Annotated in this window: 21 protein-coding genes and 1 tRNA gene; 12 read left to right on the top strand and 10 right to left on the bottom strand. The window is 61.0% G+C overall.

Features of this window, described 5'->3' with window-relative positions; translation table 11 throughout:
• The first annotated feature begins 96 nt into the window (after nt 1-96).
• Complete coding sequence (locus KX729_RS17795; RefSeq protein ID WP_219743833.1) at nt 97-1,239, top strand: PQQ-dependent sugar dehydrogenase; 1,143 nt, start codon at nt 97-99, stop codon at nt 1,237-1,239.
• 106 nt (nt 1,240-1,345) lie between these two features.
• Here the strand turns inward: KX729_RS17795 and KX729_RS17790 are convergent, their stop codons facing one another.
• Nucleotides 1,346-2,032: an EF-hand domain-containing protein gene (locus KX729_RS17790; RefSeq protein WP_219743832.1), complete on the bottom strand. Its 687-nt coding sequence runs from the start codon at nt 2,030-2,032 to the stop codon at nt 1,346-1,348.
• A gap of 107 nt (nt 2,033-2,139) precedes the next feature.
• Nucleotides 2,140-2,853, bottom strand: a complete 714-nt coding sequence (locus KX729_RS17785; RefSeq protein WP_219743831.1) for a pyrimidine 5'-nucleotidase — start codon at nt 2,851-2,853, stop codon at nt 2,140-2,142.
• A 106-nt stretch (nt 2,854-2,959) separates the two neighbouring features.
• Between KX729_RS17785 and KX729_RS17780 the strand changes: the two genes are divergently transcribed.
• Nucleotides 2,960-3,862 (top strand): EamA family transporter, encoded by a 903-nt coding sequence (locus tag KX729_RS17780; protein WP_219743830.1) that lies wholly within the window; start codon nt 2,960-2,962, stop codon nt 3,860-3,862.
• Between the two features lie 75 nt (nt 3,863-3,937).
• On the top strand, nt 3,938-4,711 hold the full coding sequence (locus KX729_RS17775) for an isocitrate lyase/PEP mutase family protein (RefSeq protein ID WP_219743829.1): 774 nt from the start codon (nt 3,938-3,940) through the stop codon (nt 4,709-4,711).
• Between the two features lie 14 nt (nt 4,712-4,725).
• Here the strand turns inward: KX729_RS17775 and KX729_RS17770 are convergent, their stop codons facing one another.
• Complete coding sequence (locus KX729_RS17770; protein WP_219743828.1) at nt 4,726-5,415, bottom strand: transporter substrate-binding domain-containing protein; 690 nt, start codon at nt 5,413-5,415, stop codon at nt 4,726-4,728.
• Nucleotides 5,412-6,299 (bottom strand): acetylglutamate kinase, encoded by an 888-nt coding sequence (gene argB, locus KX729_RS17765; protein WP_219743827.1) that lies wholly within the window; start codon nt 6,297-6,299, stop codon nt 5,412-5,414. Before argB ends, KX729_RS17770 begins: the two co-directional genes overlap by 4 nt.
• A 127-nt stretch (nt 6,300-6,426) precedes the next feature.
• Here argB and KX729_RS17760 point away from each other — a divergent pair, with 127 nt between their 5' ends.
• The 3 genes from KX729_RS17760 (at nt 6,427) to KX729_RS17750 (ending at nt 8,449) form a co-directional block, all read left to right on the top strand.
• Nucleotides 6,427-6,969 (top strand): sigma-70 family RNA polymerase sigma factor, encoded by a 543-nt coding sequence (locus KX729_RS17760; RefSeq protein WP_219743826.1) that lies wholly within the window; start codon nt 6,427-6,429, stop codon nt 6,967-6,969.
• Nucleotides 6,966-7,697, top strand: a complete 732-nt coding sequence (locus KX729_RS17755) for an anti-sigma factor (protein ID WP_219743825.1) — start codon at nt 6,966-6,968, stop codon at nt 7,695-7,697. The genes KX729_RS17760 and KX729_RS17755 overlap by 4 nt, the downstream gene beginning before the upstream one ends.
• A gap of 191 nt (nt 7,698-7,888) precedes the next feature.
• Nucleotides 7,889-8,449: a fasciclin domain-containing protein gene (locus KX729_RS17750; protein ID WP_219743824.1), complete on the top strand. Its 561-nt coding sequence runs from the start codon at nt 7,889-7,891 to the stop codon at nt 8,447-8,449.
• A 90-nt stretch (nt 8,450-8,539) separates the two neighbouring features.
• Here KX729_RS17750 and yihA read toward each other — a convergent pair whose 3' ends face one another.
• From yihA to rpmH, 4 genes are all read right to left on the bottom strand, one after another.
• The gene (gene yihA / locus KX729_RS17745; protein WP_219743823.1) at nt 8,540-9,199 is read right to left on the bottom strand and encodes a ribosome biogenesis GTP-binding protein YihA/YsxC; all 660 of its coding nucleotides are present in this window, start codon (nt 9,197-9,199) and stop codon (nt 8,540-8,542) included.
• A 140-nt stretch (nt 9,200-9,339) separates the two neighbouring features.
• Nucleotides 9,340-11,148, bottom strand: a complete 1,809-nt coding sequence (gene yidC, locus KX729_RS17740; protein WP_219743822.1) for a membrane protein insertase YidC — start codon at nt 11,146-11,148, stop codon at nt 9,340-9,342.
• On the bottom strand, nt 11,148-11,543 hold the full coding sequence (gene rnpA / locus KX729_RS17735) for a ribonuclease P protein component (protein WP_219743821.1): 396 nt from the start codon (nt 11,541-11,543) through the stop codon (nt 11,148-11,150). Before rnpA ends, yidC begins: the two co-directional genes overlap by 1 nt.
• 27 nt (nt 11,544-11,570) lie before the next feature.
• The gene (rpmH, locus tag KX729_RS17730; protein ID WP_092996667.1) at nt 11,571-11,705 is read right to left on the bottom strand and encodes a 50S ribosomal protein L34; all 135 of its coding nucleotides are present in this window, start codon (nt 11,703-11,705) and stop codon (nt 11,571-11,573) included.
• A 516-nt stretch (nt 11,706-12,221) separates the two neighbouring features.
• On the opposite strand from rpmH, the gene KX729_RS17725 reads away from it, so the two are divergent.
• From KX729_RS17725 to KX729_RS17715, 3 genes are all read left to right on the top strand, one after another.
• Nucleotides 12,222-14,264: a HAMP domain-containing methyl-accepting chemotaxis protein gene (locus KX729_RS17725; protein ID WP_219743820.1), complete on the top strand. Its 2,043-nt coding sequence runs from the start codon at nt 12,222-12,224 to the stop codon at nt 14,262-14,264.
• 170 nt (nt 14,265-14,434) lie between these two features.
• Nucleotides 14,435-15,931, top strand: coding sequence for an ATP-binding protein (locus tag KX729_RS17720; RefSeq protein ID WP_219743819.1), 1,497 nt, complete (start codon nt 14,435-14,437; stop codon nt 15,929-15,931).
• 136 nt (nt 15,932-16,067) lie between these two features.
• A tRNA-Arg gene (locus tag KX729_RS17715) sits at nt 16,068-16,144 on the top strand.
• A gap of 103 nt (nt 16,145-16,247) precedes the next feature.
• On the opposite strand, the gene KX729_RS17710 is transcribed toward KX729_RS17715, so the two are convergent.
• Nucleotides 16,248-16,454 carry a hypothetical protein gene (locus tag KX729_RS17710; RefSeq protein ID WP_219743818.1) on the bottom strand — a complete coding sequence of 69 codons (207 nt, stop codon included), beginning with the start codon at nt 16,452-16,454 and terminating at the stop codon, nt 16,248-16,250.
• Nucleotides 16,455-16,606: 152 nt separating this feature from the next.
• On the opposite strand from KX729_RS17710, the gene KX729_RS17705 reads away from it, so the two are divergent.
• A complete protein-coding gene (locus KX729_RS17705; protein WP_219743817.1) occupies nt 16,607-18,130 on the top strand; it encodes a glycosyltransferase family 39 protein in 1,524 nt (507 codons plus the stop codon).
• Nucleotides 18,131-18,191: 61 nt separating this feature from the next.
• Complete coding sequence (locus KX729_RS17700) at nt 18,192-19,229, top strand: 4-hydroxyproline epimerase (protein ID WP_219743816.1); 1,038 nt, start codon at nt 18,192-18,194, stop codon at nt 19,227-19,229.
• 53 nt (nt 19,230-19,282) lie between these two features.
• On the opposite strand, the gene KX729_RS17695 is transcribed toward KX729_RS17700, so the two are convergent.
• A complete protein-coding gene (locus tag KX729_RS17695; protein ID WP_219743815.1) occupies nt 19,283-20,209 on the bottom strand; it encodes a tetratricopeptide repeat protein in 927 nt (308 codons plus the stop codon).
• Nucleotides 20,210-20,440: 231 nt separating this feature from the next.
• On the opposite strand from KX729_RS17695, the gene pyrC reads away from it, so the two are divergent.
• Nucleotides 20,441-21,484, top strand: coding sequence for a dihydroorotase (pyrC, locus tag KX729_RS17690; protein ID WP_219743814.1), 1,044 nt, complete (start codon nt 20,441-20,443; stop codon nt 21,482-21,484).
• Nucleotides 21,485-21,521 lie beyond the last annotated feature (37 nt).

Here is a 21,521-nt window from a genome sequence, read left to right as displayed (position 1 = left end):
CGTGCAGCGTTCAATCGAACGTGTTCACCGCGTGGATTGCACTCGCGCTGATGGTGTTCGATCTATTCCCGATCAGGAAGTCCTCGGGAGTAGATCATGCCGTTTCGCCTCAGCCTTTCCGCACTCGCCTGCGCCTGCTTGCTTGCCGGCGCAGCATCGGCCCAAAGCATCAATGCCGGCGACCGCGAGGCCAAGACCTCCAAGCCGTTCACGGCGCGCGAGGTGGCGAGCTTCGATACGCCCTGGGCGATCGCCTTCCTGCCCGATGGAAGCTTGCTGGTGACGGAAAAGCCGGGCCGCATCTTTCTAGTCACCCAGAACGGCCGCAAGACGCAGGTTGATAACGTTCCAAAGGTTGCAGCATCCGGCCAGAACGGGCTTCTGGACATTGCCGTGGCTCCCGGCTTCACCTCCAACCGGCAGGTCTATGTCACTTATGTCGAGCCGGGGCAGGGCGGCAGCGGTCTGGCGCTGGCCCGCGCGACGCTGACCGCTTCGGATACCAAGGCGAGCCTCGACGATCTCAAGGTCATCTGGCGGCAGGAACCGAAAGGATCGGGCGGTCAGCCCGGCGGCATCATCGCCTTCGATCCGGCCGGCACGCATCTTTTCCTGAGTTCGGGCGACCGCATGCGCCCGGCAACCGCGCAGGACCCGGATCAGGCTCTCGGAAAAATCTTGCGCTTCAATCTCGACGGATCGGTACCGGCCGACAATCCGCAGGCAAAGGCGGGCGGGGCGCGGGCACTGACCTGGAGCATGGGCCACCGCAACCCCTACGGCCTTGCCTTCGCGCCGGACGGCAAGCTGTGGGAGCACGAAATGGGACCGCGTGGCGGCGACGAGCTGAACCTAATCGAGCCTGACAAGAACTACGGTTGGCCGGAGGTCTCCAACGGCGACAATTACAGCGGCTCGAAAATCCCGCGGCATTCGACGCGTCCGGAATTTGCCGCGCCGCCACTCTACTGGAACCCGGTCATCGCGCCGGCGGGACTGACCTTCTACAACGGCACCATGTTCCCGCAATGGCGCGGCTCGGCGCTGATTGGCGGTCTGGTCGCGACGAGCCTGGTTCGCGTCACCTTCGACGGCAAAGGCGGAGCCGATGAGGCTGACCGCTGGGAAATGGAAGCACGCATCCGCGACGTGGCGGTGGCGCCGAACGGCGCGGTATGGGTGATCGAGGACGATAGCCCGGGGCGGCTGCTTCGCCTGACGCCGCGCGGGACCAACTGAATTTTCAAAAAGAAAGAACCCGCCCTCTTGGGAAAGGGCGGGTCCTTCAGACGACGACTGTCGGGACTAATTCCAGGGTCGGGGGCGTGACCCTAAGGGGGCGGAATTAGAGGGGGCGGTCCGGCAGGTCGTCGATGGAAATGGTGCCATCCTTGTTGGTGTCCATGCGGGCAAACAGCTTGTCGCCGGCGGCTGTGGCTTCGGCCTTGGTGACCTTGCCGTCACGGTCTTCATCCAGCATGCGGAACATGCCGCCGCGCATCATCGGACGACCGTCGCGGTCATGACGATCCCAGCGGGCTTCGTGGCGGCCCCAACCGTCTCTGTCGCCATGACGACCCCAGCCGGCATGATCGCGGTCGCGGTCACGGCGGTGATCGCCGCGCTGGTCCGCCATCTTGTTCTGGTCGTCAGGCTTGGCCTGGTCCTTGTTGTCGGCGGTGTTGGCGATAGCCGGCGGCGGGTTGTTCTTGCGGAACTCTTCCATCTTGGCCTGACGATAGTCCAGCATCTCGCCGCGGGTCAGCGAACCGTCCTTGTTGGCGTCGATCTCGGTGAAGAGCTTGTCCTGGAAGGCGGTCATCTCATCCTTGGTGACCTTGCCGTCCTTGTTGGTGTCGGCGGCCTTGAGCAGGCGGACGAACATCACGTCCTGCATCACGCCACGTCCACCCATCGGACCCATATGTCCGCGATCCGGACCACCGCGGCCGGGTGCAGCGAAAGCGGGGATGGCTGCGCCTGCGATCAGGGCGGCGCCGAGCGTCGCGATAACGATCTTCTTAGCGGTCATCGAGGGGTCCTTTCCGGTTGCTTCGATAGCCTTAAGGTAGGCACCGCAACCGGCATGGACCACTTAAACCTGTGTAATGTGGATGAACTTTTCGTAAGCCGAAAAGATCAACCGGCGTGGATGCCACCCAGGAAGCCGGCGAGATCGTCGGTGACGTAGTCGATATGATCGTCCTCGGTCGACAGCTTTTCCCAGCGCTCCATCAGCACCGCATCGAGATTGCGCGGTACGAGCAGCACAGTGCGCATGCCGAGCGCCTTCGGCACCTGCAGGTTTCGCGGCAGGTCTTCGAACATCACGGCATTCTTCGTATCGACACGGTGCAGGCTGGCGAACTTGTCGTAGGTCGCACCCGCCGGCTTCGGTACATAGTCGGCCGCGACGATGTCGAAGATATCGTCGAAATGGTCCAGAATACCCAGCGCCCGGGCCGCCGCCTGCGCATGCGGCACGCTGCCATTGGTGAAGATGAATTTGCGGCCCGGAAGCGCCTTGATCGCCTCGCCGAGTTCCGGGTTCGGGATCAGCGCCGAATAGTCGATGGCGTGTGCCCGCTCCAGAAAACCGTCCGGATTGATGCCATGGTTGATCATCAGCCCGGCCAGCGTCGTGCCATGTTCATGGTAATAACGCTTCTGCAGCGCCTTGGCCTCGTCCCGCTCCAATTGCAGCAATTCCTGCACATAAGTCGTCATGTTGACGTCGATCTGCGCGAACAGATTGATGTGATGCGGGTAGAGCGTGTTGTCGAGATCGAACACCCAGTCACGGATATGGGCGAAATCGGCGGGCTCGGGCGAGGTCTTCGGCTTCTTTTCCATCGCCGCTTTATGCACCGGCTCAGCGGCAAAGAAAATCGAAAAAGACGACCTGTTTTGCCTCAAACCGGCCTTGGCGATGGATCGCAGCGCATGATACCGCGATGATATGGAACTCTGGATCCCTATCACCATCGCCGCTGCCTTCCTGCAGAACTTGCGTTCCGCCCTGCAGAAACATCTGCAGGGAAAGCTTGGCACGCGCGCGGCAAGCTTCGTGCGCTTCGGTTACGGTTTCCCGGTGGCGATCTTCTACGTCCTTAGCTTGCACTTTTTCGTCGGGTACAGTTTTCCGACACCAAACTGGACCTTTGCCCTCTGGGCGGTGATCGGCGGCCTTGCGCAGATCTTTGCGACTATCCTGCTTGTCCATCTGTTCTCGCTACGCAACTTCGCGGTCGGCACGGCTTATTCCAAGACCGAACCGGTGCAGGCGGCGATCTTCGGTTTCGTGCTGCTCGGCGAAAAGCTCACCGGTGGCGCGATCATGGCAATCGTCGTCGGCGTCATCGGCGTGATGATGATTTCGATGGCGCGTCTGCCGCTGTCGTGGCGAAACCTGGCCGTGGCGATGACCAGCCGCACGGCGCTGATCGGCATCGCTTCCGGCGCCGTCTTCGGCATCTCCGCCGTCGCCTATCGCACGGCCTCGCTATCTCTCGGCGGCCCGGGACCGGTCATGGAGGCGGCGATGACGCTTGCCTGCGTCACCACCTTCCAGACCGCCTTCATGCTGGTCTGGATGCTCTGGAAGGACAAGCGCGAGATCGTTCAGGTGCTCGTCACCTGGCGGTCGTCCTCGCTGGTGGGTTTGGCCGGCGTCGTCGGTTCCGCGGGCTGGTTCACGGCAATGACCCTGCAGCAGGTGGCTTATGTACGGGCGCTCGGCCAGATCGAACTCGTCTTCACCTTCATGGCCTCCTATTTCCTGTTCCACGAGCGGGTCAACCGCATGGAAATCGCCGGCTGCCTGCTGATCGTTTGCGGCATCCTCGGACTGATCTTTTCTTAGAAATAGACGCCCGATTTCCGGCGACACCCGTTTTCGAATCCGGCTAGGATGCGCGAAACAACGGGAGGATCACGCATGTCTCAGAAGGACAAGGCCGCCGCATTCGGCACTCTTCATCAGAAGGGCAACCCGGTCATCATCTACAATATCTGGGACGCCGGCACGGCCAAGGCCGTCGCGGATGCCGGCGCCAAGGCGCTCGGCACCGGCAGCTGGTCGGTCGCCGCCGCGCAAGGTTATGCCGATGGCGAAAACCTGCCGATGGACGTGCTGCTCGCCACAGCAAAATCGATTACCACGGCCGTCGATCTGCCTTTCACCGTCGACTTCGAGGGCGGTTACGCGGAAGACCCGGCGCAGCTTGCACAGAATGTCTCGAAGGTTATAGACGCCGGTGCCGTGGGCATCAATTTCGAAGACCAGATCGTGGGCGGCTCGGGTGTCTATCTTGTCGAGCAGCAGGCCGAGCGCATCCGCGCCATCCGGGCGATGGCGGATGGCCGCGATATCCCGTTCTTCATTAACGCCCGCACCGATCTTTTCTTGAAGGAAGGCGATCAGGCCAAACATGCCGGCCTTCTCGACGAGGCGATCGCCCGTGCCGAGGCCTATGCCGCAGCAGGCGCCAGCGGCTTCTTCGCGCCCGGTTTGGCGGATGACGCGCTGATCGCCAAGCTCTGCGAAGCCGTGGCCCTGCCGGTCAATATCATGATGATGGGCAGCGTTTCTGCGCCGAAGCGGCTGGCCGAACTCGGCGTCGGCCGCGTCAGCTATGGTCCCGGCCCCTATCGAGCGATGATGGCGAAGCTGAAAGAGGATGCCGCGGCGGTGTTTGCCGCCGCAGGCTGATTGTCCATATCGGCTTAGCGGGATGCGAGGCGGAATGCTTCCGGATCGAGATTGAAGGACCGCAGGAGGGCGGCGTGTTCGTTGCCGCCGATGAAATCGGCGAGTACCGAATTCAAACGGTCGCGGATCGCGGCATTGCGGCACGCGAATCCGCCCTCCTCGGGAGGCCTTTCCTCCAATGGGACGGGCACGCAGGCCAAAGCACCGTTGTGTTCGATATGCGCGAGATGTGCCAGCTCGACGCTTGCATAGGCCAGTACCGTGCCGGTCGCCACGGCCTGTGCCGCGTCCTCGTAGTTTCGCATGACAACGATATCGGCGTCCGGCACACCGAGATCCAGTGCCGTCCGGTGTTGAAGCTGCCCTTCGAGAACGGCAAGCTTGAAACCGTTGCGCGCGATATCCCGGTAGCCGCTTATCGTGCCTGCCTCGGCTCTCTGGACAAGCAGGCCATCTCGAAGAGACCAGATTGATATCGTGAATGGCGCACGCGTCATTCGTTCGGGCGTCAAAAACATACCTGTCGCGACGTCCCAGCGCTCGTCGGCCAGCCCGTCCAGAAGATCGCCGAACTCGGTTTCCACAGGCTCGAACGTCTCTCCCAGAAGAGAAAACACGTATCGAGCCAGTTCGACGTCGCAGCCCGTCAGCGAACTGCCTTTCCGGAAATTGAAAGGCGGTTCGGCGATCCAGGCAAATCTCATGGGACGAGAAGCGTGCCCGCACCATGCTCGGTGAAGATTTCGAGCAGCACGGAATGGGCGGTCTTGCCGTTCAGAATGACGACGCCCTGCACGCCGGCCTTGATGGCGTCGATGCAGGTCTCGACCTTCGGGATCATGCCGCCGGAGATCGTGCCGTCCTTGATCAGCGCCTGCGCCTGCGCGACCGTCAGTTCCTTGATCAGGTTCTTGTCCTTGTCGAGCACGCCCGGGACGTCGGTAAGGAAGAGCAGACGCGTGGCGTTCAGCGCGCCGGCAATGGCGCCCGCAAACGTATCGGCATTGATATTGTAGGTGGCGCCGTCGCGGCCGGGGGCGACCGGAGCGATGACCGGGATCATTTCCGACTTGGCGAGCAGGTCGAGCAGCGTGCGGTCGACTTCCACCACTTCGCCGACGAAGCCGAGATCGAGAACGCGCTCGATATTGCTGTCCGGATCGACGACGGTCTTCTTGGCCTTCTCGGCGAAGACCATGTTGCCGTCCTTGCCGCACAGGCCGATCGCCCATTCGCCAGTCTGGTTGATCAGCGCGACGATTTCCTTATTGATCGAACCGGCGAGAACCATCTCGACGATCTCGACGGTCTTCTGGTCGGTGACGCGCAGGCCGCCTTCGAATTTCGATTCGATGCCCATCTTGGTCAGCATGGCGCCGATCTGCGGGCCGCCGCCGTGGACGACGATCGGGTTGACGCCCGACTGCTTCAGCAGCGCGATATCGGCCGCAAACGCCTTGCCGAGTTCGACATCGCCCATGGCATGGCCGCCGTATTTCACGACGATCGTCTTGTTCTCGTAACGCTGCATGTAAGGCAGCGCCTGCGCCAGAAGCTTGGCCTGAAGTTCGCTCTCGGAAGCCGTCATCGAATTCCCCTTGATTTAAAGTGGGGGCGTTTTAGCGCATGTTTTTGACGGGGGAAATAATCCAATGCCAAGTTTTGCGCGTAGTGTGTGATAAGCAATAAGCTGCTTTGCAGCGGGAGGAACCTGCTTGGCAACCGACGCCGACATCGCTGTCCTGATCGGCAAAGTGGCGCTGCGCGATCGCGCGGCGCTGAGCGCGCTCTATTCTGCCATCGCCCCGAAACTTTTTTCCGTCTGTCTTCGTATCCTCAAGGATCGGAGCGATGCGGAAGATGCGTTGCAGGAAGTCTTCGTCAAAATCTGGCAGCGCGCCGATCGTTTTGCAGCAACCGGCATCAGCCCGATCGGCTGGCTGGTGGCCGTGGCGCGCAATCACTCCATCGATGTGCTGCGCGCCCGCAAGCCGGTAAGCGACAGTATCGAGGAGAGTTTCGATATCGCCGACTCCGCCCCCGGCCCGGAGGCGGAAACTGTGATGAAAGGCGAAGGCAAACGCATTGACAGGTGTATGGAAGAGTTGGAATCTGATCGGGCAATGGCAGTGAGGAGTGCCTATGTGGAGGGCCTGAGCTATCAGGAACTCGCGGAACGCCATGGCGTGCCGCTCAACACGATGCGCACCTGGCTCCGGCGCAGTCTGATGAAGCTGAAAGAGTGTCTAGACCGATGACGAAGCCGGACCAAAGCGAGGGAGACCGCTCCCGCGACGAGCTGCTCGCCGGAGAATACGTTCTCGGCGTGCTCTCACTGGCGGATCGTGCCCGCGTCGAAGCGCGTCTTTCCCGTGACAAGTCGTTTGCCCGGATCGTCGCCCGCTGGCAGGAAAACCTTGCCGATTTCAACGACGATTACGAAGATGTGGTGCCGCCGGCCAAAGCCTTTTCGAAGATCGAGGCGCGGCTTTTCCCGAAAAACTCGTTTGCGATGGAACTGGCTGCCGCCGGCAGCTGGTGGAATTCCCTTCTTCTGTGGCGCGGCCTCGCGTTTGCGTCGCTGGCACTGCTGATCACCTATGCCTCGCTCCAGTCCGGCTGGATCGGCAGTCTTTCCCCCTCCCAGCCTCTGGTCGCCCGCCTGACCGGCGACGAGGGCACAACGATCGGCCTTCTGGCCCGATACGATGCGGGCAACGGCCAGCTACGGCTGACGCCCGTCGCCGCCAAGGTCGCTGAACAGCGCTCGCTGCAGCTCTGGCTGGTGCCCGGCGGCGGCAATCCGGCGATCTCGCTCGGCGTCGTGCCGCAGACCGGCGACGGCACGGTGGAAATCCCGGCCGCGGTGCGTCCGCGCCTCAAGGATGGCGTCACCTTCGCCGTCAGCGTTGAGCCGCTGGGTGGCTCTCCGACCGGCCAGCCGACTGGCCCGGTGGTTGCATCCGGCCTCGCCAAGAATATCTAGAATTCAGATAAAATATTACAATAAAAACAGCGGCTTGAGGTTTTCTCAGCCGCTTTTTTAATATTCCTGAAACTTTTCCGCGCGGCCGCTCGTCACTTGTTTTGTCCCCGGCGAAAACGGGACGCCAAGCCTTGGGAGGCGCGCATCCGCGCCGGGGCGATCAAATACTTCGAGAGGAAGAGGAAACGATCATGTTTAATTTCAAGCTCCGCACACTCTATATCGCAGCTGCCATCTCCGCCGCTGCCGCAGCCGGCGCCCATGCCGCAAACCCGCAGGTCGGCGGCGCACCGATGTATGAAAACAAGAACATCGTCGAAAATGCCGTGAACTCCAAGGATCACACGACGCTGGTCGCCGCCGTCAAGGCCGCCGGCCTGGTCGATACGCTGCAGGGCAAAGGCCCGTTCACCGTCTTCGCACCCACCAACGAAGCCTTCGCAGCCCTGCCGAAGGGCACGGTCGAAACCCTGCTGAAGCCGGAAAACAAGGCGCAGCTCACCAAGGTTCTGACCTGCCACGTGGTCGCGGCCGATGCCATGTCCAAGACGATCGAAAAGATGATCAAGGACGACAAGGGCACCCATGACGTCAAGACCGTCGGCGGCTGCATCCTGAAGGCCAAGGAAAGCATGGGCAAGATCACTCTGACCGACGAAATGGGCGGTGTCGCCCATGTCACCATCGCCGACGTCAAGCAGTCGAACGGCGTCATCCATGTCATCGACAAGGTTCTGCTTCCCAAGATGTAAGAGCCGCCCCGCCACCCGGCGCTCTTGCATCTCGATCCGGCCGCTCTCGCCCCGAGCGGCCGGATTTTTTATATCTGTTTGGCCGAATTGTCAGGCCGAATGACCGACGGTCAGGCAAATCGCGGCGCGCAGCTCATCGAGCCCATTGCCCTTTTCGGACGACGTGGACAACACTTCCGGATAGGCGGCCGGCCGCTTGCGAATCTTTTCCAGCGTCTCGCTCACCAGCTTCGGCACGGCCGGTTCCTTGATCTTGTCCGTCTTGGTCAGCACGACCTGATAGGAGACGGCCGCCTTGTCGAGCAGGTCTAGAACCTCCTCGTCGTTCTTTTTCAATCCGTGGCGGCTGTCGATCAGCACATAGACGCGCTTCAGCGTCGCGCGGCCGCGCAGGTAGTCGAAGACAAGCTTGGTCCAGGCGTCCACATGTTCCTTCGGCGCTTGGGCATAACCATAGCCCGGCATGTCGACCAGCGCCATCGGCGGCAGGTCGCCGGCCTGTCCGGAATAACCGTCCGGCACGAAATAGTTGAGTTCCTGGGTGCGGCCAGGCGTATTGGACGTGCGGGCCAGGCCCTTGTGGCCGACCAGCGCATTGATCAGCGAAGACTTGCCGACATTCGACCGGCCGGCAAACGCCACTTCCAGCGGGCCTTCCGGCGGCAGGAATTTCATCGCAGGCACGCCGCGGATGAAGATCCAGGGGCGGCCGAAGAGCGGCTTGTCGTCCGTGTTTCTGTCTGCGGTCATCGGTTCGTCGTCCTGTTCGTCTTTGAAGCGCAAGGGCTTCGGGGTTTTGGGCGGCAAAGTCAAGGTTTGGCGGTAGAGTTGAGAGTTTGCCCCTCATCTGCCTCAAACAAAAAGCCCCGCCGAAGCGGGGCTTTTCAAAACTATTTCGAGGCCGCGGGCTTTCGTCGGAACAGGCTCTTGATGTTGTCGAAGAGCTCCACCTTGGCGCCGTGGCGCTTCATGATGATCGCCTGCTGGGTCACCGACAGCGTGTTGTTCCAGGCCCAGTAGATCACGAGGCCGGCCGGGAAGGAGGACAGCATGAAGGTGAAGACGACCGGCATCCAGGTGAAGATCATCGCCTGGGTCGGATCCGGCGGGGTCGGGTTCATCTTCATCTGGAAGAACATGGTGATGCCCATGATCAACGGCCAGACGCCGATCATCAGCGCATGCGGCACGTCGTAGGGCAGCAGGCCGAAGAGGTTGAACAGCGAGGTCGGGTCCGGTGCGGAAAGGTCCTGGATCCAGCCGAAGAACGGCGCATGCCGCATTTCGATCGTGACGTAGATGACCTTGTAGAGCGCGAAGAAGACCGGGATCTGCAGGAGCACCGGCCAGCAGCCGGCGATCGGGTTGATCTTCTCGTCCTTGTAGAGAGCCATCATCGCCTGCTGCAGGGCCATGCGGTCGTCGCCGTGCTTGGCCTTCAGCTCTTCCATCTTCGGCTGCATGCGCTTCATGTTGGCCATCGAAGCGTACTGCTTGTTGGCCAGCGGGAAGAACAGTGCCTTGACCACGACGGTAGTCGCCAGAATGGCGAGGCCGAAATTGCCGACGTGACGGAACAGGAAATCCATCAGCTGGAACATCGGCTTGGTGATGAAGTAGAACCAGCCCCAGTCGATCAGGCGGTTGAACTGCGGAATGGCGTTATTCGTCTCGTATTGCGAAATGAGCGGCACGACCTTGGCGCCGGCGAAGACGAGGTTCTTCAGTTCGGTCGACTGGCCGGGCTGAATGACGACGTCATCGCTCTTGTAGTCGGCCTGATAGCTCGCCTGACCGGTGGTGAAATGCGAGAAGCGAGCGACATAAGGCACGGCCTGCGGCGGCACGATGGTCGCAGCCCAATACTTGTCGGTGATCCCGAGCCAGCCGGTGGTCGCTTTCGGGTTGGTGTACTGCTCTTTTTCGATATTGGCGTAGGTATGCTCGTTCAGGCTGCCCGCTTCGCCGAGAACGCCGATAAAGCCCTCGAAGACGACCCAGACGGCAGGCGTTGCCGGCTTGTTGTTGCGCAGGACGCGGCCATAGGGCGTCAGCGTCACGGCGCCGCCCGACTTGTTCTCGATCTTGTCGGCGACGGTCAGCAGGTAGTGGTCGTCAACCGAGATCGTACGGGTGAAGGTGACACCCTTTTCATTGGTATAGGTCAGAGTGACCGGGGTCTGCTGGGTCAGCTTGTCGCCGCTTGCAACGGTCCACTGGGTATTGCCGACAGGACCGGCGCCGACTTCAGGACCTGCGAGATATCCGATTTCTGTGAAATAGCCGTCGGTGGTTTCGGACGGCGAGAAAAGGGTGATGAGCGGGCTCCTGTCATCCACCGTCTCATGATATTCGCGCAGCTTCAGGTCGTCGAAACGCGCGCCGGTGAGGTTGATGGAGCCGATCAGGGCAGGGGTCTCGATCTGGACGCGCTTGGACTTCTCGAGCGCCTGGTCTCGGGTGACCGGCGTCTGGGCCGCCACGGTGCCGCCCGGCAACGTGCCGGAGGAAGTGCCTGTGCCCTGCGCGCCGGGGCTTTCGCCATTGGCGGGCTTGGGGGCCTCGCCCTGCAGCGCCTGCTGTGCCTCGTCGGCGCGGCGCTGGGCTTCCATCCTCGGGTTCATATAGAGGAACTGCCAGGCAAGGACGATCACCACCGAAAGGGCGATCGCGATGAAGTAATTGCGGTTCTTTTCCATCATGCTTTCCTGGAATCAGTCCTCTCAGACCGCTTGTGTTTCGGCTTGGCTGTCGAGATACGTTCGATAAGCTGTGCCGTCATATCCGCAAAGGGCACCGTCAGCACGTCCCGCCGCGCGACGATCACATAGTCGTGTCCGTTATGCATTGCAAATCCGGCGGATTGTCTCACCGCCTCTTTCAGGCGCCGGCGCATCCGGTTGCGCTCGACCGCGTTTCCGTGTTTTTTCGTCACGGTAAAACCGACGCGGGGCGGCTCGTCCGGTGTCTTGCGGTCCAGAACCTCCAGAAGGAAGGTCCGGCCTCTGCGGCTTTCGCCTTCGCGGACAGCCAGAAACTGCGGCCGGCTTTTCAGCCGCCCGACAGCTTTTTTGGTTTTTGTTTCTGTCGTCATCGCCCGTTTATCCCGGGCATCCCGGCCTTAAGCCGAGAGACGAGCACGGCCACGCGCGCGGCGAGCAGCCAAAACCTTCTGTCCACCCTTGGTGGCCATACGGGCGCGGAAACCGTGACGACGCTTGCGGACAAGCTTGGACGGCTGGTAGGTACGCTTCATTTTTTAATACCGCGGTGTGCGGCCCTTCTTGAAGTTTGCCGTCATCACGACGGCAAGAGCGTTTCTGAAAAACGATCTGCACAGGCGGAAGCATTCGTCGAAGCCCGCCGGAGCTGAACGTGGCCGGCTTATAAGAGGACTCCGGCGGAAAAGTCAATCTCGCACGGGCTTTTCCGCAGCGCCAAAGGTGGCTGCCGGCTTAGTATCTTCCACAATGAGTATAATTGAAGAAATGTCATTAAAGATTGCGCTTCGTCAGCTGATGATGACGCATGGCCGGAAGTTGGCGATAAAATATCAGATACGCTGCCTTGGACCTGGCATTTGACAGGAAATTTTCCGAAATTCCCAAAAATCCTGATATTTTGTACCTGGGCTTTCGCCCGCCGATGATTGCGCATGCTCAAACATTGTTAATGTCTCAGTGCTAATTTTAGCACTAAGCGATGGGCAGGCGGCCTGATATACATGTGTCCGCACCCCTGTGTTCAAGTGTAATTGCAAGGGGGACTTGCGGTGAAGATTAGAGCCAAGATCAATCTCCTCGTCGGCGTGATGAGCCTCGTGGCCTGCTTTATCGGCGGGCTCTCGCTGTTTGCCGTGGAAGAATATCACGATCAGACTCAACAATATGCCGATGTCGCGGATCGTGCCTACAAGGGCGAGCATCTGAACCGACTGGTCACCGCCGTAGTCATGGACGCCCGCGGCATTTATGCTGCCAAGGACTCCGCGGCTGCCAAGCAGTTCGGCGACGGCGTGCTGAAGTCGCTGGACGATATCGACAAGCTGCTTGCCCAGTGGCAGCCGAAAGTGCCGGCGGCCCAACGCGATACGTTCAACAAGCTCACCGACCGCGCCAAGGAGTTCAAGGCGTTCCGCAGCGAGACAGTCCGGCTGAGCCAGACGGAAGGTCCGCAGGCCGCCAACGTCCAGGGCAATAACGACGCGAACCGCAACAACCGCAAGGCCTATCAGGCTGAGATCGATGCCGTTGTGAAGATGGACCAGTCCGAGCTCGATATCCTGAGCGACGGCATGGATGCCTTCGGCAATTTCGTGTTCTACAGCGTTCTCGTCGCAACACTTTTCGGCGTTGCCGGCGGCACTGCATCCGGTCTTTATATCGGCCGCAAGCAGCTCAGCCTGCCGATTCTGAGCCTGACTTCTTCTATGAAGCAGATCGCTGATGGCGATTATGCTGCTGCCATTCCTGCCGGACGCAAGGACGAGATCGGCGACATGGCCGTTGCCGTCGAAGTCTTCAAGAAGAACGGCATCGAAGTCGCCCGCATGAATGCCTCGGAAGCTGCATTGCGCGCCAAGAGCGACGATCTGCAGACCCGGATGGCCTCCGTGGTTTCCGCCGCGGTCGAAGGTGATTTCACCCGCCGCATCGACATGCAATGGGGCGAGGAAAGCCTCGACCGCTTTGCTCGCGATGTCGACCATCTGGTTGCCAGCGTCGATACCGGCGTGTCGGAAACCCGTCGTGTGGTGAAGAGCCTGGCGGATGGCGACCTGACCGACAACATGCGCGGCAGCTTCAAGGGCGCTTTCGAAGAGCTCCAGCACAACGTCAATGCCACGATGGCGACGCTTCGCAACACGATGTCCAACGTACGCGCCGCAACCGGCTCCATGAACGGCGGCGCCGCCGAACTGAGCAATGCTGCAAACGACCTTTCGCGCCGTACCGAACAGCAGGCTGCAGCACTGGAGGAAACCTCTGCTGCGCTCGACCAGATCACGGCCGTGGTGAAGACCTCGACCGAGCGCGCTCACGAGGCAACGATCATGGTCGGCGAAGCCAAGCAGAGCGCTGTCCAGTCCGGTGAAGTCGTGCGTAATGCGGTCGACGCCATGGGTCGCATCGAGCAGGCTTCCCGCGAGATCGCCCAGATCACCAACGTCATCGATGAAATCGCCTTCCAGACCAACCTGCTTGCTCTCAACGCAGGTGTCGAAGCAGCACGTGCCGGTGAAGCCGGGAAGGGCTTCGCGGTCGTCGCCCAGGAAGTTCGTGAGCTGGCTCAGCGCTCCGCAAGTGCCGCCAAGGATATCAAGGGCCTGATCAGCAAGTCCGGCAGCGAAGTCGCAGCCGGTGTCGAACTGGTCCAGAAGACCGGCGAAGCGCTGTCGGAGATCGAAACCCGCGTTCTGAGCATCAACGACCACATCCATTCGATCGCCGTCGCCTCGCGCGAGCAGTCGGTCGGCCTGGCGGAGGTCAATACTGCCGTCAACCAGATGGACCAGGTCACCCAGCAGAACGCCGCGATGGTGGAAGAAACCTCGGCTGCAACATCCAAGCTTTCCTCGGAAGCCGACAGTCTCTTCGCGCTCGTCTCGAAGTTCAACATCGGCCACGAAGGCCATCAGGTCGCCGCCGAGCCTTCGCGTGGGGCAGCGCGCCCGATCGCAGCTGCTCCGACGCATCGTGCCCGCGTTTCGCCGGTCAAGGCCATGACCGGAGCGCTCGCCCGCGCCTTCGGTGGCGGCAGTGCTGCGGTCGCGGTCGCTGCACCGGCTGCAGCAAGCGATTGGGAAGAATTCTGATCCGATCACGCATTTGATACGAATAAGGGAGCGGAGAAGGGAAACCTTCTCCGCTTTCTCTTTTGCGGTGCGGCAAAGAGGGGCTGGTAAATTGCCGATGAAGCTCTAAAATGACTGGCCAACCACCGGTTTGCCCAAGACCCCGGTGGCATTTCAACACGGAGACCCGCATGGACGACGAGGTTCACACCTCGGGCCGCTCGGGGGCCGCGCCGGATAGCGCAGGCCCGGAGCCGATGCCGCGTCTTTTCCGTGGCCTTTCCGGAAGACTCCTCTGGCTGACCGTCATCTTCGTGATGATGGCGGAAGTGCTGATCTTCGTTCCCACCATAGCCACGATGCGGATGAACTGGCTGCGCGACCGGCTGGATACGGCCGCGGCCGCCGGCATTGTCATCGACGGTCTGCAGCCTGCCGAGCTTCCCCGCGCCGTGCAGGACGATACGCTGCTTGCCACCGGCACCAAAGTGCTGGCGCTGCGCAAGGACGGCACCTCGCGGCTGCTTGCCGCCACCGACACCCAGCCACAGGTGGACGAGGTCTTCGACCTTTCCAAGACCTCGATGCTGGGCTCCATGCGCGACGCGCTGGATACGCTTGTGTTCGGCGGCGGCCGCATCATCCGTGTCTACGGGCCGATCGGCGAGAGCGACATGATCATCGAACTGGTCATGACCGACGATGCGCTGCGCAAGGACATGCTGAAATATTCGAAGATGATGTTCCTGATCTCGCTGCTGATCTCGCTGATCACGGCGGTGCTCATCTTCCTCGCCATCAACCGGATGATGATCATGCCGATCCGCCGGTTGACGAAGAGCATGCAGCTTTTCTCCGAACATCCGGAGGATCCCGGTCGCGTCTTCGAAGGCGACCGTTCCCGCGGTGAGCTTGCCGTCGCCGGCCGGCATCTGACCGCCATGCAGGTGCAGCTGCAGCGCACCCTGAAACAGCAGAAGAACCTCGTCGATCTTGGCCTCGCGGTTTCCAAGATCAATCACGACATGCGCAATATCCTCGCTTCGGCGCAGCTGATGTCCGACCGCCTGACGGATGTAGAGGATCCGATGGTCAGGAGTTTCGCACCGAAGCTCTTGCGCACCATCGACCGCGCCGTCGGATACACGAGCGAGGTTCTGGCCTACGGCCAGGCCTCCGAAGCAGCACCCCGTCGCCGTCGCATCCGCTTCGAGGCGCTGTCGCAGGAAGTGCGCGACATGCTTGGCATCGACGCTGAGGGCGGTATCGAATTCATCGAGCAGATCGCCGCCGATCTCGAGGTGGATTGCGATAGCGAACAGCTTTTCCGGGTGATTCACAACCTCTGCCGCAACGCCCACCAGGCGCTGATCAATCTCGATCCGGAAGATACCGCCGTGGTGCGCCGCATTACCGTCACCGCTCACCGGGTGGGCAGCGTGGTCAGCATCACCATCGACGACACCGGCCCGGGCATGCCGCGCAAGGCGCGCGAAAACCTTTTCTCCGCCTTCCGCGGCTCGGCGCGCTCCGGTGGCACCGGCCTTGGCCTGGTCATCGCCCGCGAGCTTGTTCTCGCCCATGGCGGCACGATCGCGCTCGTCGAAAAGCCCGGCCCCGGAACCCAGTTCCGTATCGAAATTCCCGACCGCCCAGTTTCGCTTGAGGACTACCGCGCTCGGGCGTGATTGAAATATTCTTTCTTTTTCAATGGCTTGGAAAAGAAGTGACAGTAAAATGACGCGACGCACCGTAAAACCGCTTGCAATCCTCCGCGCCAGCCTTTAGAGGATCGCCACGCAAGCGGTTCAGCCACTTGCAGACGCACCCGTAGCTCAGCTGGATAGAGCACCAGACTACGAATCTGGGGGTCAGGAGTTCGAATCTCTTCGGGTGCGCCATTCTTTCCCAATGATTTCCTTTACAATATGCAGCAGCTTCTTCCATCTCTCGGAAGCATTTTGCTTGCCCCGCGCCATCGGTACCGTTCGCTTGGCTTGGGCCTCAACGACGGCGCAACGACGCTGCAAGATATCCCAGCCCGACGGCCATCGCGGCGACCGCAATCCCGGTGCTGAGCACGCCTACAGGTGTTATTCTGGCGCTGCCCTGCAGGCTGATGTGTTTTCCCACCCGCAGATCGAATACCGACTTGATCTCCTCGGGATGCATGGGAACTGCGGACGAATGCTCTTCCTGCATATCTGTCATGTTGAAGCTCCGTTGAAGGTGGCCTTGTCCGAATGCGAGTTCTAACCGGGCCTCGGCACTTGGCCGGTGCTGCATCAGCATAGCATTTCCCTGTTGATCTGCATGCCCGTCCGTGCGACCTGCTGCCAACGGCATTTTCCGTGGGAATGAACATGGATCGTCAGGACGGCACGGCTTTGCTGCGCGAAAAATCTTCGAAGACGGCGCAGTTTCTCGCAGGCGGGCTTGGCCCCGCCACCGTCTTGCTCGCGGCTTATTTCGCCCTCAGCATCGTTGCCCGGCTGATCCTCCCCAACTCGCTGACGCTCGACGAAGCCGAGCAATCGCTGTTTTCGCAATACTGGCTGGCCGGTTACGGGCCGCAGCCGCCATTCTACAACTGGCTGCAGAATACCGTCGTCAGTGTCCTGGGCATTTCGCTCTTCTCTCTGACGCTGCCGAAATTCGCCATGCTGCTGCTCGTCTACGTATTCTTCGGCCTGGCAGCGCGGGAGCTCGATGGGCGACCAGGCTTTGTCGCAATGGCGATGCTCAGCCTCGTTACCCTGCCGCAGGTCTCCTACATGCCGCAGCAGGACCTGACGCATACCGTGGCCGTGCTGATGGCGACCTCGCTGTTCTTCTATGGCCTGTTCCGCACGCTGAAGCGTGGCGATTGGCAGGGTTATGCGATCCTCGGGCTGGCGATCGGTATCGGCACGATCTCGAAATACAATTTCGTGCTCCTGCCGGCCGCGACCATCATCGCGGTTCTGCTGGATCGGGAATGGCGCGCCCGCCTGTTTGATCCGCGGATTCTGCTGGCCGCCGCAATCAGCCTGCTGATCGTCCTGCCGCATGCGCTCTGGCTCATCGGCAATGTCGATCTCGCAACTAGAGGCACGATCGGTAAAATGGTTGAGGCGAATGCACCGCATGGCGCCGCCCGCATTGCCCGCGCACTCGGTTCGCTGTTGCTTGCCTGCCTTGCCTTTGGCGCGCTGACGGTGGTGATCCTTGCGATCGCCTATAAGGGTCAGTTCAAGGCGGCGCTGAAGACCTCCGATCGCTGGACGCGGCTGCTCGGCCTGATCATGCTCGTTTCGCTGCTGGGCGTGGTGCTGGTAATCCTGATTGCCGGAACCACCAAGATTACCGAGCGCTGGCTTGATCCCTATCTGCTGATCTTGCCGCTTTATCTGCTGCTGAAGCTCGATCGCGCAGGCGCGGATATCGACGGCAGTCTCAGGCGCTTCGTTCCGGTTTTCCTCGTCATCCTGATCGTGACCCTGATCCCGCTGCCGGGCAAGACATTCACCGGCGGGCTGACCGGCTCATATTCGCGCATCAATTATCCTTTCGCATCGATGGCCGAAACACTCCGGGCAGAAGGCGAGCCGGCGGTCATCATCGCGGGCGGCATGCATCTGGCCGGCAATATGCGGCTGCAGTTACCACATGCGCCGGTGATCAATTCCGAACAGCCGATCGCCGGCTTTCCGAAGCCGGAGGCGATGAAGGGGCCGGTTCTTGCCATCTGGATCGACAATGGCCAAGGATCGGGTGGCGTGCCGATCGACCTTTCCTCGATCAACGCACTGAACCTCAAGGCAGAACCGGTGAAAGCCGTCTCGCTTCCCTACTATTATGGCGACGGAAAGACGCAGCTTGCCCTGCGTTATCTCTGGCTTCGCTGAGACGGCCGATATATCTGTTCGCGACAACGGCGCGGATGAGCGCCCGATTGGAGTACAGGACATGAGATGGAAGCGCACGATCCAGCTTCTGGACGTTCATTGCGAAGGTGAAATCGGCAAGGTCGCGATCGGCGGCGTGCCGAAAATTCCGGGTGAGACGGTAGCCGCCCAATTGCATTGGCTGAACACCGATCCGAAAGGCCAGGAGCTTCGTCGCTTCCTTTGCCTCGAGCCGCGCGGTGCGCCGATCGGCTCGGTCAATCTTCTGCTGCCGGCCAAACATCCGGATGCTGATGCGGCCTTTATCATCCTGCAGCCGGACCAGGCGCATGCCAGCTCCGGTTCCAACTCGATCTGCGTGACGACAGCATTGCTGGAATCCGGCATTGTCGAGATGCAGGAGCCGGAAACCGTCGTGACGCTCGAAACCGCGGCCGGCCTCGTCAAGGCGACGGCGACCTGCAAGGACGGGCGTTGCGAAAAGGTCAAGCTCACCATGGTGCCGTCCTTCGTCCACCAGCTGGACGTCAAGGTGCAGACGCCCGAATGGGGCGAGATCAAGCTTGACCTCTGCTATGGCGGCATCTTCTACGGCCTCGTCGATGTCGGCCAGATCGGCCTGAAGATCGAGAAGGCCAATGCCGCCGCTCTTGTGCAGGCGGGCATGGTGCTGAAGGCGCTGATCAACGAACAGATCCCAGTCGTACATCCGGAAATCCCGGCAATCTCCGGCGTCGCCTACGTGATGTTCCGGGATACGGAGGAAGACGGCACGGTGCGCACCTGCACCACGATGTGGCCGGGCCGGGCGGATCGCTCGCCTTGCGGCACCGGCAATTCCGCCAATCTGGCAGCGCTGCATGCGCGCGATAAGGTCAAGGTCGGCGACATGTTCAAGTCACGCTCGATCATCGGTTCGCAGTTTGAAGTCGGACTGGCCGCAGAGACTACAGTTGCTGGAAAGCCGGCGATCATCCCAACTATTACCGGCCGAGGCTTCACTTTCGGCCTGCATCAGATCGCGCTCGATCCGTTCGATCCGCTTTCGGAGGGCTTTGCCATGACGGACGTCTGGGGTCCGTCTGCCGGCGATATCTAAGCAAAAAGCCGCTACGCAGTTACGTAGCGGCTTCAATCGTCACAGTATTAGGCTCAGATTTCCTTGGCGGAAACCGTGGTCTGTTCCATGTCGCCGGGCTTCAGCACCAGCGAATTGACGCCTTCCGGGGCGGCCGGATCGGCCGGGGCCGGCACCACGCCAAGCTCCTGCATTTGCAGATACTTATAAGCGCCGAAGATGTCGCCGTTTTCAGCCGCCTTGCGATACATCTCAGCAGCCTTCTGGGCATTGGCCTCGATACCTTCGCCGGCTTCGTACATCAGGCCGAGATTGATCATCGCATCCTTGTTGCCGCGCTGCGCGGCAAGGTCGTACCAGGCGATTGCGGTCTGGTCGTCGGCCGGCAGAAGCTGACCTTCGTCATAGATGGCACCGATATTGAAGGCTGCGGTGTCATCACCTTCCGCGGCAGCCTTTTCGAACCAGCCGAGTGCCTGCTGGACATCAGGCTGAATGCCGAGGCCATCGCGATAGGCAACGCCGAGATTGTAGGCGGCCAGCACGTTGCCGCTCTGGGCCGCTTCCGTATAAAGCCGGAACTCGGCCTGTGCGTCGCCAAGGCGGCCCATCAACATGCCGAAATTCACCTTCGCAGCAGGGTAACCCGCCTGCACGGCGGTATCATAAGCGGTCATCGCCTGATCGGCATCCTGTGTCTTGTTCAGCGCCCGGCCGAGCTGGTATGCGAAACGCGGGTTGCCGGTCGCCTCGAATGCGGTGCGGCAGACGCCGACTGCCGATTGATCGATGTCGACGATGTCGACCGGCGCGAATTCGTTATTGCGCTGCTGGTCGAAAGGGCTGCCCGCAAGCCGGTCGCAATCGTTCTGCGTTACGGCGACCTGGGTGAGGCTGGCTCGCTCTTCCGCGCCGAGAGTTGCCGTCAAAGCACAAAGCGCGACGGCAGTACCTGTGACAATTGCAAAACCCTTGTTGACTTTGGAACTCCGGGCTTTCATTGTGCGCTCCGATTCAGAGATTCGTAAGATTGCTTAACGAACGCCGAAAGTGGGCGCGGGTTCCTTAACCCATTTCGCTTTCCGCCACGCAGGGCATGTGTAGCCCGCACATTTGCGTGAAGTCTGATATTCGTTCTGCCCTCCGGATCAACTGTTCCCGTCGTCATCGGATTGTTTTGCCCGGCCTATTGATGGTATGGCGGGCGATCGATCACATTCGGAAGTTTCCCCATGAAGACGCTCACGCTCCGCCGCCCCGATGACTGGCACCTGCACCTGCGCGACGGCGCCGTGCTGGAAGGCGTGATCGGCGATACGAGCCGGCACTTTGCCCGCGCCATCATCATGCCGAACCTAGTGCCGCCGGTCGTCACCACCACGGATGCGAAAGCCTATCGCGAGCGGATTATGGCCGCCCTGCCGAAGGGCGACCGGTTTGAACCGCTGATGACGCTTTATCTCACCGAGCATACCGATCCGGACGATCTGGAAGAGGGCAAGAAGAGCGGCCTGATCACCGCCGTGAAGCTTTACCCGGCTGGTGCCACGACCAATTCCCATGGCGGCGTGCGCGATTTCGACAAGGCGATGCCGGCTCTGGAGCGCATGGCGGAGATCGGCCTGCCGCTCTGCGTGCACGGCGAAGTGACGACGCCTGAGGTTGATATCTTCGACCGCGAAGCCGTGTTCATCGAAACGATCCTCGATCCGCTGCGCAAGCGCCTGCCGGAACTGAAGGTGACGATGGAGCACGTCACGACCGCCGACGGCGTCGACTACATCAAGTCGTCAAAGGCTAATCTCGCCGGTACCATCACCACCCATCACCTGATCATCAACCGCAACAACATCCTCGTCGGCGGCATCCGCCCGCATTATTATTGCCTGCCGGTCGCCAAGCGCGAGAACCATCGCCTGGCGCTGCGCGCTGCCGCGACCTCCGGCGACGCGCGGTTCTTCCTCGGCACCGATTCCGCCCCGCATGTCGATCCCCTGAAGGAATGCGCCTGCGGCTGCGCCGGCATCTACACCTCGATCAACACGATGAGCTGCCTGGCGCATGTCTTCGAGCAGGACAATGCGCTCGACAAGCTGGAAGCCTTCGCCTCGCTGAACGGCCCGGCCTGGTACGGCCTGCAGCCGAACGAGGAGACGATGGTGCTTGAAAGGCGCGACCAGCCGATTGTCTTCCCGGACAAGCGTGAAACCGGCGCGGGTGCTATCACCGTCTTCGATCCGACCTTCCCGCTTCACTGGCAAGTCGTTGAGAACTAAAATCGATTTGCCTTGAATTGATAGTATTTGGATCGAT

The sequence above is a fragment of the Neorhizobium populisoli genome (assembly GCF_019430945.1).
Lineage (GTDB): Bacteria > Pseudomonadota > Alphaproteobacteria > Rhizobiales > Rhizobiaceae > Neorhizobium > Neorhizobium populisoli.
This window is presented reverse-complemented; position numbering and strand designations above follow the sequence as displayed.